The 17,170-nt window shown below is 42.6% G+C and carries 13 protein-coding genes and 1 riboswitch; of the genes, 2 read left to right on the forward strand and 11 right to left on the reverse strand.

The features are described from left to right. Positions 1-310 precede the first annotated feature (310 nt). Positions 311-399: riboswitch (cyclic di-GMP riboswitch) on the forward strand. A gap of 160 nt (positions 400-559) precedes the next feature. Further along, positions 560-877, forward strand: a complete 318-nt coding sequence (locus A3193_RS06480; protein ID WP_139117015.1) for a hypothetical protein — start codon at positions 560-562, stop codon at positions 875-877. 63 nt (positions 878-940) lie between these two features. Here the strand turns inward: A3193_RS06480 and A3193_RS06485 are convergent, their stop codons facing one another. The 8 genes from A3193_RS06485 to A3193_RS06520 all read right to left on the reverse strand — a co-directional run bounded on the left by A3193_RS06485 (position 941) and on the right by A3193_RS06520 (position 10,348). Further along, positions 941-2,098 (reverse strand): c-type cytochrome, encoded by a 1,158-nt coding sequence (locus A3193_RS06485; protein WP_069005679.1) that lies wholly within the window; start codon positions 2,096-2,098, stop codon positions 941-943. Between the two features lie 71 nt (positions 2,099-2,169). Then, entirely contained in the window at positions 2,170-3,972 is a 1,803-nt protein-coding gene (locus tag A3193_RS06490) for a cytochrome c3 family protein (RefSeq protein ID WP_162272474.1), read from the reverse strand. Position 3,973: 1 nt separating this feature from the next. After that, positions 3,974-4,981 carry a 6-bladed beta-propeller gene (locus A3193_RS06495; protein ID WP_069014360.1) on the reverse strand — a complete coding sequence of 336 codons (1,008 nt, stop codon included), beginning with the start codon at positions 4,979-4,981 and terminating at the stop codon, positions 3,974-3,976. Then, positions 4,978-6,975, reverse strand: a complete 1,998-nt coding sequence (locus A3193_RS06500) for a hypothetical protein (protein WP_139117014.1) — start codon at positions 6,973-6,975, stop codon at positions 4,978-4,980. Before A3193_RS06500 ends, A3193_RS06495 begins: the two co-directional genes overlap by 4 nt. 23 nt (positions 6,976-6,998) lie before the next feature. Continuing rightward, the gene (locus A3193_RS20015; protein ID WP_083218373.1) at positions 6,999-7,343 is read right to left on the reverse strand and encodes a c(7)-type cytochrome triheme domain-containing protein; all 345 of its coding nucleotides are present in this window, start codon (positions 7,341-7,343) and stop codon (positions 6,999-7,001) included. Between the two features lie 52 nt (positions 7,344-7,395). Then, complete coding sequence (locus tag A3193_RS06510) at positions 7,396-7,926, reverse strand: c(7)-type cytochrome triheme domain-containing protein (protein WP_141694596.1); 531 nt, start codon at positions 7,924-7,926, stop codon at positions 7,396-7,398. A gap of 182 nt (positions 7,927-8,108) precedes the next feature. Next, a complete protein-coding gene (locus A3193_RS06515) occupies positions 8,109-8,735 on the reverse strand; it encodes a cytochrome c3 family protein (RefSeq protein WP_069005673.1) in 627 nt (208 codons plus the stop codon). A 521-nt stretch (positions 8,736-9,256) separates the two neighbouring features. Next, a complete protein-coding gene (locus A3193_RS06520; protein WP_162272475.1) occupies positions 9,257-10,348 on the reverse strand; it encodes a 6-bladed beta-propeller in 1,092 nt (363 codons plus the stop codon). 278 nt (positions 10,349-10,626) lie between these two features. On the opposite strand from A3193_RS06520, the gene A3193_RS06525 reads away from it, so the two are divergent. Beyond that, positions 10,627-11,346, forward strand: a complete 720-nt coding sequence (locus tag A3193_RS06525; RefSeq protein ID WP_069005671.1) for a hypothetical protein — start codon at positions 10,627-10,629, stop codon at positions 11,344-11,346. Positions 11,347-11,998: 652 nt separating this feature from the next. Here the strand turns inward: A3193_RS06525 and A3193_RS06530 are convergent. From A3193_RS06530 to A3193_RS06540, 3 genes are all read right to left on the reverse strand, one after another. After that, a complete protein-coding gene (locus tag A3193_RS06530; RefSeq protein ID WP_162273732.1) occupies positions 11,999-14,017 on the reverse strand; it encodes an EAL domain-containing protein in 2,019 nt (672 codons plus the stop codon). Positions 14,018-14,468: 451 nt separating this feature from the next. Then, a complete protein-coding gene (locus A3193_RS06535) occupies positions 14,469-14,876 on the reverse strand; it encodes a response regulator (RefSeq protein WP_069005669.1) in 408 nt (135 codons plus the stop codon). A 6-nt stretch (positions 14,877-14,882) separates the two neighbouring features. Beyond that, complete coding sequence (locus tag A3193_RS06540) at positions 14,883-16,928, reverse strand: CHASE domain-containing protein (RefSeq protein ID WP_069014364.1); 2,046 nt, start codon at positions 16,926-16,928, stop codon at positions 14,883-14,885. Between the last annotated feature and the right edge of the window lie 242 nt (positions 16,929-17,170).

The following is a 17,170-nucleotide window of genomic DNA, read 5'->3' on the forward strand; positions in this document are numbered from 1 at the left end:
CAGATGGATATGTCGATTTTTTTTACATTTAGCGAAAAGAATAAAAATCTTATTACTCAATGAACTGTTTTATAAAGCAAAAAATTGAAGGCATGGGAATTGCACCTTATTTGGTGGTATACCCGAATCATGCTATGCATGGATTCAATGGGTGCAGTAAATAATTTTATAAGGGTAGGCGCATCACTTAATTTCAGGTGGTCCATCGCCAGATTCCTGTATGCCCATGACAGCCAATATCAATAACTAAAGAATCATTGTCGCGGGTCGCTACAGGCTACAGAAGCAGGTGATAATTTGCTTCACAATGTGTTCGAAAGGGCAAACCCATCGAAAGGTGGGGACGCAAAATCACAGTCTAAGGGTGGCTGAGCCGCCTATGACCGACGGATTACCGAAAACGCGATATGTCACCGGGCAACTGCTCTGTTGACATAATCAGACCAATACCTAGTGTTGTGCGTCTTGTCGTTTCGAACTCCTATGGGTTGTTAGGGGAAGAATGATGTACACACGGTCCAAAGCACAATTAACTTTCCACGGTTTGGTACTGCTGCTCATGACTACAGCATTCAATGCGGTAGCGAGTGACCATTATCATAATGTAATGTCCAACAGTGCGGATCAGCAGAAATGGGTATGCGATTATTCTCGAGGGTATGATGACGTACTCTATCTGCGCTGCGACAATCTGATAAGCCTCTATAATGACCCTTTGATCATGGAAGGGGATTACCAGGATAACTCAACCAAATATATTCCGATCTGGCGCAAGCCAAGCAATCCGCAAGGGGCATTGAAACTGGTTAAAGCTGTGCTGTGTAATCAGGATGCTGAATGCAGTGTGCAGATGAAATCCCTGTATGCTGCCAGATAAATAGTTCACTTAACGGATAAATAGAAATACCAATTCCACTTACCTTTGTAAGTGGGGTTGGTATCATCTGTTCATCTTGTAAACGCCAATCTCTTCATATTCGTTTTTACCCATAGGTTTCAAGACTAGAAAATATCCATCTTTCAGTTTTTGAAATGAGAGATCTTTGATGATTGAATCATGGGTGAAAATAACCAGGTTGCCTTTCCCTTCGTAACTGCCAATGCGGGTGTCCAGCTCAGCAGCATAGTTATCAGCCTGGTTTGATGAAAGCTTTTCGTTTGAAGCCAGATAGTCATGTGTTTCAGCCTGACCGAAAGCTGTCAGTGCGGTCTCCTTAGCAAGGCAGTAAGGACTGGATAGGACCTGCTCTACTCTAACACCCCTGGATTTGAAGAGTTTACCAACTTTACGGGCTTCTGCTTTGCCTTTTACAGATAAGTTGGCTTTGCTGCTGCATGAGGTATCGTTAAGTAACGCAGTTGTTCTATCCTTATTGTTTTCCAGTGTTGGTGAATTCATGACGACTACCAGACCGCCATCTTCCAGGTGTGCCCAAACCTGGTACAGCAGTCTGATATAGCTGACCAAACCATCGACTTCCTCATTAGTCAGTATGCCTTTCCAGCCTGGCATGTAGTCTCCTTTTCCCTCAAGAATATCCTTGGTCAGAGTCTTATTACTAAAGTCATCTGTTTTACCTGGGTTTGTAAGATCGATAGGAACAACGCCAATAAGATTGGTTAAGGCACCATCCCCAACACCTTCTACACCGTGGCAGATTGAGCAATAGCGCTGATAGAGTTCATAGCCGAGCTCCGGGTCACCGGGTAGATCATGTTTGGTGGTGCTGAGAAAGCGCAAATAGGCAATCAATGCTGAGATTTGGCTCTGATTGAGCACCTCTTTCCATTTCGGCATATCCTTGCTGATTTTACCGTGTCTTGATCTCAGAGACTTGGGAACATTTTTGTCCCCGGTAATGATAACTTGCAGACCGTAATCACTCATCGTTGGTACATAGTCGGTGAGATCCTCCGCTTCGATCTTCATTTTCTTCGCCAGAGGGCCATATCCTTTACCATCCATACCATGACAGATCATGCAGTGTGATATGTAGAGTTTTCTGCCCTCGAACGCAGGGGATGGATTGGCAAGTGCTGCAGGAGCAGCTGCGATCAGAAGGGTGAAAAAAGCCAATACCTGAGTGACAAGTTTCATAGTTTAACCCCAAGAAGATAGCGTGTGATTCGAGTCAATACTTTTCACCGAAATTAAGTCAAACCAGATCATCAATAGTCAAAACCATTGTGAACCGTTCCATGGCAATCCAGCCAACAGCTTCCGCTGTGTACACCTGTATCCAACCAGGTAGGTTCGAGATAATCACCGGTACCTGTGATTGTTCTGATCTGTCCGCCAATGTTGGATGAGGTGAGGAAATTAATCAGATGGCGATTCGATGCGGATCCATGGGGGTCATGGCAATTGACACACCCCAGATTTTCTGCAACTACGTGTTCCGTATGTGGAAAGGATTGATCTGTAAATAAATTACCTGAATCATGACATTTGAAGCAGAGATCGTTTGAGAGCGTTGTGGAACTGGCAGGGTCAATATCATAAGTTTGGGCCATAATCCCTTGATGGATCGAACCATGCGGACCTGCAGGCCCCAGGCCACCGGCAGCAGGCGAAGTGTTACTGCTGTGGCAGTCACTGCAATAGATCTGTCCGCTAAAAGTGGTGAGAGGGATGTCGTTACGAAGACTGGGTACTTCGCTATTGTTTGAAGGATCGTTTTCCACGATGGGATGGTATGAAACCAGGGCCGGGTTGCCTGAATTCACTTTGTCACGGATATTGTAAACGCCATCAGCCCTAACCATATTGTAACTATCCGCGGTTGAACAGCGCTGGTTATCACATGCACTTTTTCCGGGTACGCCATGGCATTTAAAACAGACTTCGTACTCGAAGTCCGCTTCCTGCTTAAAATTACCGTTGGCGTCTATACCAGTGACACCGATCATGCTGCCATTAACAGCAGGTGCAACTGAGTGACCGCCACCCATCGGGTTCGTCGGATTGAATGAGATCATTGGCGCTTCACTGAAACTGGCGTGGGGGTTATGGCAGTCTTCGCACTCCACATGCCAGGGCATCATTAGAGGATTTTCGGTGCGTGCAGAGTGTTCGTCATTAAGGGCAATCTCAACCGGGTGGTGATAAATTTTCTGCATTTCGGTCTGGATATCGGTCTGCGCGACTGTACCATTATGGCAGAGGTAGCAAGTATCCTCCTCTATGCCTTTGATCAGTCTTTCCGGTGTTGCGGCATTGTGGGGTGTATGGCAGTTCATACAAGCGTTCGCTTGTACGGTCAGTCCTGTCCATTCAGGCTTACGTTCTGACCAGGGATTGGTGCCTTGGGGTGTCGCGGTTGAGGTTGCATGCGAACTATTGGACCAGATCCAGGCAGTACCTGCTCCTTCAGGCCTTGGCATATGGCAGGTGACACACAGATCACCGTTCGTAGTTGATTTATGCAGAAATGGGGGATGAATGTTCTCATGGGCATCATGGCATGAGGAGCAGTGAAGCTCATTGTTTCGTAGTGGTAGATCCACATTGTTTGGGTGCACCAGATCAGGATCGGTATTCAAAAGAGTAGGATTGTAGATAATGGATACCGGATGATCATCAGATAGATCTGTACCCAACAGAGCACGATCAGTGATATATGTGGTACTTAAATCGGTGATCGTACCCGGTCTACCAATATTACCCAAGGCGATGGTGCCATCATGACAAGACAGGCAAAGAACTGATGACGAACTCATGGTGCCTGCATCGGCATGTGTCGTACTACTGAGATAGTCGATATAGACCCCAGTAGAGGATCTGTTCCATAATGGTGAATCCGGTGCAGAGGCATGTGGGGTATGACAAAAAATGCAGATTCGATCCTCAGTGTTGCTTTTAACCGTAAACTGACCGCTTGAGGAGAGGTTATGCGCCGTCTCAGCAATGCCTGCCAGAGTGATACCGGGAATCGTCGTCATTAGTAGAAATAGAAGATAGATATTTCGCATATCATTCATCCACCTTCAGGTATTGAAAAACCTGGATGCGTTGATTATAAGAGTCGGCGACAAATATTTTGTCATTCCACACGGCTAATCCTGTCGGCATCTGGAACTCTCCATGTTGTCTGCCGGTGTTGCCAAACTCAAGTAAAAACTCACCGTTTTGGGTAAAAATCTGAACTCTATTCGCCAGTGCATCGGCGATATAGATATGTCCATCAGAGTCAACCGCTATTCCCTTTGACTGGGTCAGGTAACCGGAAGCGTCTCCTTGCTTGCCAAAGGTTGATATATGTTGCCCATTACTATCGAATATTTGAACCCTGAAGTTCATGGTGTCGTTGACAAAGAGTTTCTTATCCGAGGCTGCCAGATGACTTGGGTAGTTAAACTCTAGATCATTTTCACCCCGCTCACCGATTTTGAATAAGTAGTTTCCTACTAGATCATAAGCAAAGACCTTGTGAGCCAATGTATCTGCAATGAATAATCGTTGCTGGGATGGATTTAATGACAGGCTGGTAGGGCGCTCTAACCCTTCGATTATGTGTTGAAGCTTATTGCTGGAATCCAAAACAAATACTTTATTTAATTTTGAATCAGCAATGAAAAGCCGGTGACTATCAATGGCCACACTGATCGGTGATTCCAGTTGGTTCTCACCGACACGCTCTATTCTATTGTGGGTCTGCTTGTTGAGATCGTATAAATGCACCACAGCTGCATCCGGATCTGCTATTGCAAGCCTGTTCTCAAAGACTGCAAGTGCATAGGGGCGTGCTAGATTTTGATCATCTGCACCAGTAAAGAGGTCAAGTAATTTAGTGAATATAGATTTTTCTATGCCCAGGTCCTGGGCATTACTGAAAGCTGTAATAAACTCTATTCTCGCTGGTTCCGGTGCTGAAGGCCAGACAATCCTTTGGCTATCTTTTGCGGGCACGAAGGTAACCGGGCCTGTAGACGAGCAAGCGGTAAGCAAGAGGAAAATTGTCAGTAAGATAAGTCTACTCACAATATTCTCCGCCTCAACGTGATCATCAGTCGATCCTCGTTGGTCTCGGTCGTATCACTGTTATCTGAATTGGTCACTTCGCGACGATCATGGTTGTATTTGAAGTCCAGGTCGAGTTTACGGTAACGCCATTGAGCAAGAATCCCGGCTGTGAAGAATTCATCGTCTTTGCGTCCCCCTGCGATGGCTGAGCCGACATCCTTTCTCTTCCAACCGCTTATGGTCGGTCGGATCGTCAGATTTCTACTGGCTTGCCAATTTACGATGAAATCAACGCGATAGAGGTCAGTGTCGAGAAAATCCTGTTCTGTAAATGATTGGGTGGCATTTAAACTCCAATTGATGCTCTGTCCGCCTCTGCGTGCGGTTGGGGTCCACGAAAACCGCTGATTGAAAGAATATGTGGTCGATTCGAACCCACCGGTCTCGGTATAGCGTCTTTCAGCACCGATTACCGTGTCAATATTGATCGGTTTGAAATGAAACTCAAGATCGGTGTAAGTATTACGCGTGTTCTGTAGAAAACTTTCGCTTGCTCCAGCGATGAGCTTGTCATCCGATTTACTGTCACTATGTGAAAGTCTTACCCAATCGTAATCAATGGTGAAATGGTAATTGGTGAATACTGTGGAGAACTCCTGCGTAGGCAGTATTTCCGCGTCATAGCTTACCAGTATGGTATCTCCGGAATTTATTCTGCCGCCGGGAACTATCTGCAGCTGAGTCAGATCACCAGACAGATCGATAATCGTATAATCTGTATTTTCGTCATATACGGTTATTCCATCACTATCTGTAACAACGATGGTGCTTGTTATGATAAATCGTTGTTCGAGTAGGATTGCCCCGGTAAAAGGAACTGATTGACTCTCATCGATGACATCGATGGTTCCAAGTGTGGAAACCCTGTCTGTCTCCTGGTATGAAGCGCGGACACCAGCACTGATGTGAGCGCCCAAAAGCTTGTTCTTTGTATAGCGTGTCTCCAGACCTACTCGCCACTTATCCTCCTCCAGGTCGTCTGATTCGCGTTTGTTGAGATTGGCATAGCCCATGCTGTTGAGGTTATTGTAGAGTCTGTGGTGAAGCTCGAATCTGCCGCCGTGCTCTGTATTTTCTATGGTCTGCTCAGTGGATTGATAGTGATATGAGGTACGGCTGTGAACATTGTCCAGGTGTTGTATCCTCGCACTCTCACTCACTGTTAGACGTTCATTGGCATTGAAACCTGTACGGTCCGAGTAGTTAAGGTTCGAATCAAGCTGACTGTTTCGTCCCCATAACAGGTGGTGTGAGATATTTGCTCTGTCCAGTTCGTAATCCTGGTTTCGTGAAATGATACGGTCATCCAGTTCGTCATGGGTAAGGTGAACACTCAGTTTGCTGCTTCGTCCCTTGAGATTCCAACTTTTTAAAAGCTCGTCGCGTTCGGTAACCGGATTCGTCAGACTTGAACGAAACTCTTCATCAAGCGTCTTCTCTTCATAGGAGAGACTCATTGGAAAGGCTGAATTTTTCCAGTTAAGGGTTGCTGCAAAAGATTCGATATCTGTGTCGAAACGACTACCGAGTGAGCCTGTATTCAGGCTTGTATTCTTTTGTGCGGATAGATCCAGTCCGAAAGGCCCAGGTGTTCCTTGCAGTAGGCTGGTCTGAAGTAAATAGTTGAACAATTCACCATCGTATTCCTCAACGGTATCGTCGGTTTCAACTTCAGTCCAGGTATAGAGTGGTTCTATATCGATGAGAAACCAGGCAATCCTGGGGTCCAACAGATATCCCATCTGGGCAATTCTCAAGCCTGCCTGCCACTCAATCTCTTCAGATTCGAAACCATTCCGTGTTTTCGTGCCATCAAATTTCACCACTGCATCCAATTCAGTGGGGTAGAGTACGAAACTACTGTTTGATTCGGCAGAGAGCCTCTCACTCCAGAAAAAAGTTATCGTGGCAAAAAACCAAATGAATGCCAGAGGCATCATGGATCTTGTCATGACCTCCAGGGGAAGCATGATGCCTACTGCTCTTCGAGAAGGTGACAGCGGTTACAATTGGCAAATCCATCGTCAAAGGCATCTGTACCATTATGGCAAACAGCACAGGTCTTGCCTTCTTTCATTATGTCCTTATTGATCGTAGTGGTCCCGGTTTTCATCTCAAATATCGTGTTGTGACAGGCATCACAGCGGTAATTGAGTCGATGGATCCAATGGGGAAAGATTGATGGTGGGAATGATTTCAGTTTTTCAGGATCACCACCTTCTCGAGTGTATTGAATATCACCAGGGGCTGCGGTCAGCAATGAACCGTATAAGAAAAGAGATATTAATGTTGTTGTTAGAACACAAGTGTACTTGCGCATACCTTCACCAATTATTTACCCTGAAAGCACTACAGCGGTAGTGTCTTTTAGATTATTCGTCTTCTTCTTCCTCTTCCTCGTCGTCACTGTTGATATGGCAGCGGTCACATGCTTTCAGAGAGAATGAGACTTTCTTTTTACCGTGACAGGCACCACAGGAAGCTCCCCGCTTCATCTCTTTCATCGTTGCAGGATTTCTTCGATAGGGGTAGAGCGTGGGATTATGACAATTCTTGCACCCAAGCCACTCGGTGTGTGCGGAGTGGGGGAAAAAGGCATCATCCTCCCGCTCTTCACCTGGAATGATAAAATCCCATTGGAAGGCTCTAGCCCATAATGCGCGAGGGTCTTTTCCGGCACGGGGTCTTATCATTCCCTGTTTCAAAGCCATGGACCAATCGACATTGTCTTCTTCATCTTTGGGTAGGATTTCCTCCACCCTCTCCCATTCCTTGATCGACTCAATCTCTGGTCTTGGGCCAGTATCAGCAGGTTGTTGGAAATATCCAGCAGAGAAATTAGCTGATTGACCTGCTTTCAATCCTTTTGTTTGAGCCTCAATCAGTGCGGTTTGTCGTTTCAATTCCTGCTCTGCCAACTCTTTGGCTGTCGGTGGCTGAATATCGAAAAATACCTGTTTGGACTCTGTACTGCAGGAAGCAATCAATAACAGAGAGGACACAACCAGGATAATGGATATTACCCTGGTTATGCCGAATGTCTCTCTGTTCCCAATGCGAATCACGGGATGTATACGCTGTGTGATTACTTAATGTGGCAGGCCAGACAGAGTGCGCTGCCAGCATTACTCATTCGAAGGAATGGCTCATTGGTATTGTCATGCACAGAGTGGCATGTACCACACTCAACCTGATCCCCGGTTCCGCCGAACAGTTGCAGACCATTGACCTGTGAATTAACGGCAGCAACAAAATCAGGATCCTGTGTCGCGTTATAGGTCAGTGAGATCGGGTGGTCGTTGCTCAGATCTGTACCAAGACTGTCACCCAGAAAAAAGATCCCATCGGGTCCAGTGATGCCAGTTGGAAAATTAATCAACTGATCAGCAGCAACGGTTCCATCATGACAGCTGAGGCACGCAAGGGAGACGCCCGCCGGTGAACCGGCAATGGTCATATCCAAAGAGGGACTGCTGTACATGGTGTAGGTGGCCACTGTATCTTGATGATTCCATAATGGGGTCGTACTGTTTGTGGTACTGGCATTATGGGGCGTGTGGCAGTAAGCACAGATTTGTGTATTACCGGCCTGGGTCAAGAGTGTTGTTTGACTTCGAAGGTCATGTGATGTGTTGGCAATATCTGCAATTGCTGATGTGGCTAGCAGGGCAAGTGAGGCAAAAATACTACCCAGGATTGCTGTTCTTCTCATGCCATTCCTCCTTTCAGGGTATAGGATGATGCACCAGCTCCATTTGAGTGCTTTACGTTATTTCTATTCTTACATTTAGGGGTACTTCTACTGCATGTGGCCTTGCTGCCTTGTTGTCCAGCAGTTCTTAGGCTTTCTTAAGGTTCTCTTAAGAAATGGGAAATAAATCCCACATCGATAGTAATATTATGACAACGCTATATTAAGGTCAATGGTTTTGAGGAATTTAATTGGTTTTACTTAGCTATTATTTTTAGATTTTATGATTTGAGAGCGATCTTAGAAATATCAAGTAAAATACTGGGTATTTTTAACTTCGTGGTGATACTTGGGCATTCAAATCTGATCGCTTTATTGAGTGAATTATCAAGCGGTATTATTAAGAATTCATTAAGAAATATTAAGTCGGAATTAATTCGTGTCGACACAGCTCGACTAAAACTTGCGTTAGTGCCACTTTGGCACTAACTGTTTTCATCTCTGAAATGAGGAAGTGAATCGAGTTTTCACGAATATCGCTTTTATTCTGCCTCTCCTAAATACTCAAACATCTGGATACGCTGATTCAATTGATCAGCTACAAAGATTTTATTATTTTTGTCCACATGAGCTCCTGCAGGCAGATAGAAGCCTCCCGGTCCGGTACCTGGCTTACCGACGGTGAGTAGAAGTTGGCCTCCCTGATTGAAGATCTGCATATTGTTGAATGCGGCATCGATAGTGTAGATGTGGCCTTCAAGGTCGACACCGATTCCTTTGAGTCGGCTGAATTGTCCACGACCATCACCAAGGTTGCCGAAACCGTTCAGATATTTTCCCTGTTGATCAAAAATCTGAACGCGAAAATTCATTGTATCGGCAAGATATATCTGACCCTTTTCATCAATGGTAATGTTGGTGGGATAGTTGAATTTTCCCTTCTCGGAACCTCGGTCGCCAATGGTAAAATCCACGTCACCATTCTTATTAAAAACAATGACTTGGTGCTTTTTTGAGTCGACTACATAGAGTTGTTGGGTGGTGTCGTTGAATGTCAGCCCGACGGGTGAAACGAGGACATCACTGCCTCCAAATGCATTAATGAACTGCCCGTCTTTACTGTACATCACGACCCGATGATCTATGACATCACTGACATATACGTTGCCGGCAGAGTCGGTAGTTACGCCTGTTGGTTTTTTCAGCGTTCCTGGACCACTGGTGCCCAGGAACTCCATGGTTTCTCTATTGAGGTCGAATACCACAAGTCCGGAAATGCCCGTGTCAGCAACATAAACCCGGCCTTGAGAATCGCTGAATACACCATAGGGTTTGACCAGGGCTCGGGTTTCCTCCTCCTCTTTCCCAAGAAACCACTCACGAAGCCCCATTCCTTGGCCACTATCGAAAGAGTCTGAGGACTTCAAGCTGCCGAGATAGCGTATTTTGGGCTTCTCTGGTGGCGCTGGCCAAACATAATTTCCAGCATCAGCCTGTTGACCTTGGGCAGATGGGCCTGGAGAAGCGCAGCCTGAAACCAGAATGATGATCGATACCAATAGAATAAGCTGTAACAGTACTCTCTTTTGATATCTGTGTTGCGAGTGGTAATCAGATACAGGTCTGGATCTCACGATTTCCTCCATATAGCTGGAATGACAGCTGCTGTTTTTGTATTAGTGGAGCTGATCTAGTAGGCTAAAATCTATGGTAGCTCAATATTTGTATTTCAGGAAACCGTAACAGTAGTCCACGGAAACTGATTTGGGTATAACTAAAACTCAAATAAACTATACCTTAAAACGACCAGCTGAATTTACCGGCGCAGGATTATACTCCATCAGAAAAAGATTGATGGCAGCTCCGGTTTGCCATTCAAAATAGTATCGGCTCCTCATTATCAGAGAGAATTATGTCAAACCTTAGTGCGTTAATTTTCGTGATTATGCTATATGTCTTCCAAACTGCCTCAGCAGAGGAGGTGGGTACCGGCTCAGGTACTGTCGTAGAAATGATGGATGTGGAGAATTATACCTATCTCAGGCTTGAAGGGCGAAATAGTTGGATTGCAACCACTCTTCTACCGATAAAGATAGGTGAGAAGATCGTCTACAAGGGTGGTATGGAGATGAGAGATTTCTACAGTAAATCACTGGACAGGTTTTTCGACTCAATTATTTTTGTAGAAAGTGTAAGTCAAACTGGTGTCGGTGATATGGACAGTCTACACAGGTCAGTTTCTGGTAAGCATGAAGTTGATATAAAGTCATTATCCAAAAAAGATGCTGTTAAGTCTCCAGAGCCGGGTGAGATTACTCCACTCCCTGATGGTATGACCATCGGGGAAATTGTCTCCAATGCTATGGAATTAAATGAAAAGAGTGTTGCCTTCAACGCAAAGGTTATCAAAGTCAACCTGAATATAGTGGGTAAGAACTGGATAACATTGCAGGATGGTACTGGTCAAGGACCTAATACTAAATTGATTGCTACCTCTCAGGAGATGATTTCACCAGGTGCCAGGGTTACAGTACAAGGGGTGGTTCGAAATAACGTGGATATCGGTGCCGGTTACAAGTATAAAGTATTACTTGAACAGGCAAAATTCGTACTTAATGATGAAACGCAATGAAACTTAAAAGATATTAAATGAGTCACTCAGTTTCAAAATGAGCTGCCAATCAGATTTAAAATATAAAATGGTTTTTGGCTACAATTGAGGTATCAATTGTTGAGAAAGAAAACCTACAAAAAGGAGTATAAATTCTAATCCTTAAACTTCTCTATTACTGATTCAAGCTGGCACAGTCGAAAGTGTAATTAATGTGTTTGTTTAGATGCCACAATGTCTTTTCGGACTTTTTCCTAAATTATTTGACAGGCTTTACCTGTTGCTTTTTGAAATCCTTATGAATTGACGCTAGTGATAGCAAAATATTGTGCAGCCGCAATAACTCACTTTGAACTCGTCTTGCGCCAAGATTACGGGAATTCCTAAGGTCTCCATATCAATAGTGATTTTGGCGTTGAGTGATGAGTGCGCTACGCTTCCACTTTCTCAAAGTGGGACTAGAGATACCGCATAGCCTGTTAACAAAGCCTACATCATCAGACTCTTCATAAAGGTGAATCCATTGTATTCTTTGCAACACCCAATGATAATGAAAGGATGTCTATGAATCACACTGATTAATATATTTAGATAGGTTAGATATGCTTGAGCGTTATACTATTTAAAAAATCGTACATACCCTGTTATCCTATATATAATTCAAAGAATAATTTCAATGCTCAACTAGTGATGCATCTCTTCTGTTAGCAGACCCATATTTTTTAATCAACTGATCAAGAGGCAGAGGTCTGTCGAAAAAATAGCCTTGAAAATACATTTTTGCGTCGAGACACTGTAGTTTATTCAAAATGTGTTCACTCTCGACATACTCCATGACAATAGGAGTAATGCTTAGGGTATTGGCAATTTTTGTTATGGTTTCGATGACTTCAAAGACTTTGTCATCTTTATCAATTTGGCGTACGAGACTACCGTCTATCTTCAATACCTTGACCACTTCTCGCTCTGCCAATCCGATAAGCTGGAATAAGTTAGAATAACCTGAGCCAAAGTCATCCAGTGAGAAGGCGATATTGTGCTCTCTTGCCAGATATTCAACAGGAGAAGTGTCACCCATAAACAGTTGTTCAGTTATTTCAACAACCAATGAAACAGTATGTCTCTGTAATTCTTCAGATAATGAAATTAAGGCATTAATAATCTCTTCGTGTTGGAATGATGTCGGATAGATATTGATACTGACACTGTCTACTATTCCCTCTAATTGATTTGCATATTGGGAAATCCTCTGTATCACAAAATGGTCGAGAGCCATCATTTTGTCTTCATTCACCAGGTACTGCAAAAAAGCCTCAGCAGCAAGATATCCCTCATTGGTTGGTGCTCTGACTAAAGCTTCAAGGCTGACCATATCATTTTTCTGTACACCGATTATAGGTTGGAAGAATACCTCAAGTGTTCTGTCATCCAGGGCCTTCGAGGCAAAAGCAGCAACAGACTCAGCCTCAATTGCAGATTGGTAAAGTAATTCCACTTTTTGCTGTGTGATGAGTTCAAAATTATGCTTTGTTTTATAGAAAGAAAGTTGACGAAGCATTGAGATTTTTTGTTTTGGATAATTGTTCAATGCATTGAGGTTTATGGCAATAGCCCGACTTTTCATTCCAGATTCTTTTGCCAATTTAAAAAGAAATGCATGTAATTTTTCTTCTAAAAAATGGGGAATATCTATATCTTCACTATTATCCGGGTTTTGTAAAAGTACACGTATTTCATTATCACTTGTAAATAAAACACCATCGAGTTTAGCATCAGATAAACACTCTAAGATTTTCAGGTTAAGCTGATCTATATTTTCTGTGTTCTTGCCACTAAGAGCCCATTTAGCCAATCTTATCGAGAGAAAGTAATAGAGTTGTTCATCTATGTCTGATTTCTCATCTACGTACTCGAAGAAATATTTCTCTTCATGGTTTTTATATAAGAGTTGTAAATTTTGAATGTTTTGACGTAATTCTAGAACGGCTTGATACAATAGAGACCAATGTGAAAATGCTAATTCATAATCAGAATTGTGTACAAATGTGAGGATGTATGTGAACTCTTGGTGTATCTTTCTATGGGATAAATAGATTCTTGCGTGTTGAGCATCTTTATCTTCACCTGTGCTTTGAAGTAATAACTCAAACTCCATTTTTTTCAGCCATTCAGCAAAATGACACTCAAGGTGATTTGTTTCAGGTAGAACTTTTGTTTTTTTAGTAAGATAGGCTACGATCTCTTCTAGCCAATGGAGATGTAATGTCAAAGGGGAATTAGGATTTTCGGGTGATTGAGAGGCAAGTAATCTGACATTGTCGAGAGATCGGTAAAAGTAGGCTTTTGCTATTGCGTTTTTTATCACTTCAGCTTGCTTATTGACCATATCCGCTGTTGCTTTTAATTTTTGTTTTCTAACAGCTTTATTGATTTCTGAAGCAGCAAAGTCAACTATTTTTACAACATCAACAAAAGGTGGTTGATATTTCTCATAGAGACTATCACCAACCACAACAAAATGATCAAATATTTTCTGTTCGGGTTGCTCTAAAAGATTAAAAAGTTCGTTAGATTCAAAACCAGTTATCGATATGAAGTCGTTAATATTTTGAAAATATTGATTAAAAAGCGGGTGAGATGCCAGCTTGGTCGTCAATTTGAACGAAATACTCTTTAAAATGCCAATGGTCATAGTCGAATTGTTCATGAACTTATGACTGGAGAGTGCTTTCTGTTACGAATGATTAACCACAGTATAACTATGTTTGAATGATGTTCATAACTTGGTCATCTTTTATAGATTTACAACAAAAAAAGACAATCAAGATATTTAATATTCAATAAAAACAAATAGATAACTAGGAATAAAATGATGAAAACAAAAAGATAAGGGACATGGATCAATTGCTTTCTTAAGCTAATCTTAATGTAGTAGGAATTTAACGCATAAAATCTGTTTTATCTAATATCCTGTGAGTTCAAGTTACTATTGTTGTAATTCATGGATCAAGAAAGGAAGAGAATAGATTTGCTGTATAGATGGAAGGAGGATGGCAAACAAAAAACTCTATTGTTGAGTAACAAACAAGAGTTATGGCACATATTATTTAATAGGAAATAGTACAACTGTACTTAACTGGCAACTATTCCCAAAGTTCAAGAATGGTCGCAATAGCTCGTGTAAATTCACTGAATGAATGGGGTTTCACGATATAGTCATCAACATCATATTCAAAGGCTGCATCTCTATCCTTGGGTTCATTGGAAGAGGTCAATACAATAATACGTTGATCGGATAAATTTGGATCATTTCTGATTTTATGCAGGAACTCAATTCCACTCATTTTAGGTAAGTTCAAATCCAGTAAAATCAGTGCTGGAGTAACCTGCTTTTCACCATGATCACCACGCAGCATATTAAATGCCTCATGGCCAGTTCGGGCTATGAACAGTGGATTAGATATCTTGTTCTTTTTTAGTGCACGTTGAACTGTCATTATATCGACACGATCGTCCTCAATAAGCAATATGGATTCAGTTTTGTTCAACATGAAATATTACCCGGTCAGTTTACCTTCAATTTTATTATAAACCTGAATATCTTCTACAGGTGTATAAGGCCATAAGAAAGTAAAGCAAGCGCCTTTATTTACAGCGGAATTCAGCTGTATCGAACCACCATGCTCTATAACTATTTTTTTAACAAGAGCTAATCCGATACCGGTACTGTTGTTATAGTCACTCGATTTGAGAGTTTGAAACATCTTGAAAACCTTATCATGGTACTCAGAGGCAATACCCTGGCCGTTGTCACATACAGTAAACTCATAATAGTCTCCTACCTGCTTACTGCTAATACGTATTTTACCTTTACTTCCACCATGGTGTTTTAAACTGTTTCCGATGAGGTTGGAGAAAACCTGTCCAAGCTGAAGTCGGTCTGCTTTCAATATTGGCATTTCACCCTTGATCTTAATTGTGAAACCCTTCTGAGGCGAAAGCGAGTCAGTGATTTCCTGTATCAGTTCACGTGTATCAATTATGGCCTCAACGTCGGATGTTTTTCCTACTCTAGAGTATTCCAGCAGTCCCTCTATCAGGTCATGCATTCGTCTGACACGATCCCTGAGTAGAGCAAGCTGTTCTTTTGAGGAGTTGTCTAATTTGTCTGTAAGATCTTCCTCAATCCATTCTGCAAGATTGCTAACTGCTCTAAGTGGGGCTTTAAGGTCATGAGAGGTTACATAGGCAAATTGTTCCAAATATTCTGCCCTACGCTCGGCTTCTTCTGTACGCGAAGCGATATGGTGTTCCAAAGTCTCGTTAAGGTTCTGCAATTCGGTTTCAGCAGCTTTTCTCTCCATAACTTCCTGATTCAGTTCCTCAACAGTTGAGCGAAGCAGGGCGGTTCTCTCTGCAACCTGATGGCGTATCTGGTTTGTTTGCCCAACCAGGTTGGCCGTATAGATCGTGAGTAATGCAGTGAAGGCAAAACCGCCAATAAGAATAATCCAACTGGTGAAAGTCTTGGCTTCAAATTTATCAAATACAGGTGTACACAGAACACTCCAAGATAGGTTTTCAACCACTATCTTCTGTAAATAATTGATTCCTGACTCCTCAAGATCAGACGTAGAGAGCAGATCATGTTGTCGGCTTCTTGAGTAATGGGTATATAAAAGTGTCTCATCTGTGGTTGTATCCCCTTGATAGAACCTGATATCGACAGATCCTGGTCTAAGGTTTTCAAGTGCACGTTCAATTATTTCACCGATATTGAAAATACCCAGTGCATAACCGCGCAGGTGATTCTGAACTGTTTCAGACTGCTCTTCATCACTCTTTACAAAGACGGGAACGACAACAGCAATTCCTGAAACCGATTGTTGTGTTTGTGAGTCTATATTCGATCGGTTGGCAATCTGTATTGTTCCCTTGCTGATACTCTCCTCGAATAGAGATTTTACCTGACTATCGGTTCCGATATTCAAGCCAAGCATCGGTTTATTATCCTGGTAAGGTTGCACATATAAAATAGGATAATAAACGTGACCTTTCGCTTTTCTGCTTATTGATTGACCAGAGGTCGTCAACTCTTTTATATTAAATGGAGGGAAACCTCTTCTGGCAAAATTCAGAAATTCATCATAACTGTCAAAATCTACTTTAGGTACCCATGCGAGGGTTTCAATTCCAGCCTGATTCTTCAAAGCTGGCCCTACAAATTTCCTAAATTCTCTTCGCCCTACAATTTCAGAAGCTTCAATAAAGCTGGCGATATCCTGAATAATACCGAGTGAGAACTTAATCTCTCTCTGGATCAGTAAAATCCTGTCCTGGGCAGTTTCATGAAAAGCAATCTCAGCCTGTTGTTTTTCCCAGTTCATAGATTGCATGAACAGGCCTACAGATATTATCAAGCCGATCAGAGCAACCAAAGCAACAGGATAGTACCCCCATAGGATGGAGTTGGTGCTGGCATTTTCTTTGTAAAAACCTGCATAGAAACTGCCCATCATATGGTTTGCAATCCATCCTCGAAATTTGGATAGATTCTCTATAATGATGGCTGCAGTAGTTGTAAACAGACGATTATTAGGCATCTTTATAATGTATCAACTTGCCAGTAGAACTAATCATATCAGTTTAAGATACAATAGCCTATAAAGAGTTATTAAAGAGAAGTGCGAAAAAAATACATAAAAACAATAAGATAGCTGGCTCAGTTTTGGTTGTATGGAGGGCCTGCCAGAGTTATTCATGCCGCCTTCAAGCTACAGAGAGTTAAAAGAGCAACATAATCAGCTAGACTCATGGATTGTTGTAATATCACAAAATGATGATC

It is taken from the genome of Candidatus Thiodiazotropha endoloripes (assembly GCF_001708965.1).
GTDB classification, from domain to species: Bacteria; Pseudomonadota; Gammaproteobacteria; order Chromatiales; family Chromatiaceae; genus Thiodiazotropha; species Thiodiazotropha endoloripes.

Excerpts from the sequence above, each read along its gene's own strand:
- A3193_RS06500 (WP_139117014.1), bottom strand. The coding sequence starts at position 6,975 with ATGACAAGATCCATGATGCCTCTGGCATTCATTTGGTTTTTTGCCACG.
- A3193_RS06515 (WP_069005673.1), bottom strand. The coding sequence starts at position 8,735 with ATGAGAAGAACAGCAATCCTGGGTAGTATTTTTGCCTCACTTGCCCTG.
- A3193_RS06525 (WP_069005671.1), top strand. The coding sequence starts at position 10,627 with ATGTCAAACCTTAGTGCGTTAATTTTCGTGATTATGCTATATGTCTTC.
- A3193_RS20015 (WP_083218373.1), bottom strand. The coding sequence starts at position 7,343 with ATGCGCAAGTACACTTGTGTTCTAACAACAACATTAATATCTCTTTTC.
- A3193_RS06530 (WP_162273732.1), bottom strand. The coding sequence starts at position 14,017 with ATGACCATTGGCATTTTAAAGAGTATTTCGTTCAAATTGACGACCAAG.
- A3193_RS06480 (WP_139117015.1), top strand. The coding sequence starts at position 560 with ATGACTACAGCATTCAATGCGGTAGCGAGTGACCATTATCATAATGTA.
- A3193_RS06490 (WP_162272474.1), bottom strand. The coding sequence starts at position 3,972 with ATGCGAAATATCTATCTTCTATTTCTACTAATGACGACGATTCCCGGT.
- A3193_RS06535 (WP_069005669.1), bottom strand. The coding sequence starts at position 14,876 with ATGTTGAACAAAACTGAATCCATATTGCTTATTGAGGACGATCGTGTC.
- A3193_RS06485 (WP_069005679.1), bottom strand. The coding sequence starts at position 2,098 with ATGAAACTTGTCACTCAGGTATTGGCTTTTTTCACCCTTCTGATCGCA.
- A3193_RS06540 (WP_069014364.1), bottom strand. The coding sequence starts at position 16,928 with ATGCCTAATAATCGTCTGTTTACAACTACTGCAGCCATCATTATAGAG.